The 1,369-nt window shown below is 69.0% G+C and carries 1 protein-coding gene; it reads right to left on the bottom strand.

Going from position 1 to position 1,369, the window contains the following annotated elements; translation table 11 throughout:
* Positions 1-67 precede the first annotated feature (67 nt).
* Positions 68-1,207, bottom strand: a complete 1,140-nt coding sequence (locus AC5RUJ_RS16410) for a glycosyltransferase (protein ID WP_494128499.1) — start codon at positions 1,205-1,207, stop codon at positions 68-70.
* Positions 1,208-1,369 lie beyond the last annotated feature (162 nt).

The raw sequence follows: 1,369 nt of genomic DNA, 5'->3' as shown, positions 1-1,369 counted from the left end.
ATGCCTCCGGCGGTGGCGCGGCCAGGCTCCGACAGCGCCGAAAGGATAGCTCCGGCGACGGCCTCGGTCAGGGCGTCAGCAGGGCCGCGAGGATGCCCCTGGTGACGGCCTCGTCCTCGGCCGAGCTGAGCGCCGCGGCGGCTCCGTGGGCGTTTGCCTTGTACTTGTCCACCTGTTCCGTGGTCAGCGACGCCAGCGCCCGGGCCAGCGACTCGGTACTGAAGTCCTCGGTCACCACGCCCAGGTCGTAGGCCTTCATCAGGGCCGCGGTCTCCGGGGACGGGCTGAATACCAGCGCCAGGCGCGCCTGGACGAAATCGAAGAACTTGTTCGGCAACATGAACCTGTGGTTCATCGTCTGCGGCGGAAGGGAAAAGACCCCGACGTCGTAGGCATTGAGCGTGGCGGGCAGCTCTTCCGGCGGCACCGCGTCGTGGAAGGTGATGCGTTCGTCGCCATCGGCCAGGTCCTTGAGCTGCTGCCAGTAGCGCCCGCCGTCGCGCGCCTTGACCAGGTACAGATCCAGGGTGAAGCGGTCATCGAGCAGCTTTACGGCGTTGATGGTGCCTTCCAGGTTGCGTCCGGGTACCGCGGCGCCGCTGTGGACCAGCCGGATCTTCCCCGGCACGGGGGCCGACGGGTCCAGATATCGGAACGGCCCCGCGTTGCGGACCACCTCCACCGTGCAGCCGAACTGATCCGCATACATCCGGGCGATCGATCCGTTAACGGCGGTGACCGCGGCGCTGATCGGCAGGTACTTGGCGCAGAGCCTGTGCATATACGGCGCGACCAGCAGCCGCCAGGGCAGTACATGGGAGCGTTCCTCCGGCGCCCACTCGTGCATGTCTCCCCACACCGGGGCCCCCTGCGCCACGGCGTGGGCCAGGGGCAGGGCGCGCGCCTCATTCGCCACCACCAGGTCGAAGCGGCGTCCCGCCACCAGTTCGCGGGCCTGCTTGATGGCGGGGGCAGCCAGCTCCACCGCAGAATACAGGCGCAGCGCCAACAGCAGCACACCCAGCGGCGTCTGCGGCAGCGAGGGCAGCGACGCGTCGATTTCGAGGTGGTGGGTGGCTCCGGGGGGACGCTTGCCGTAGCTGAGCGTGGTGACCTCACCGGCTTCGGCCAACAGCTTGACTTGCCGCAGCACCCGGGAGTCGGCCTGGATATCCGAGAACGAGATACACAGGATCTGCTGGGCCACCACTGCTCCTTGTCGCTGACGCCGGGCGAATGCCGGACACTGAAAGATTACCGTCCGGGAATCGGTCCGCCGCGGCGCGACGGTGCACCGGGCGCGCCGGACCGCGGCGCGAGGGGAGGATGCGGGACCGGGCTGCAGGCCTCCGGCCCAAGACAGCCGGGC

Source organism: Arthrobacter sp. Y3223164 (assembly GCF_059091005.1).
Note: the sequence above shows the minus strand (reverse complement) of the source record. Positions and strands in the feature narration are given on the sequence as shown.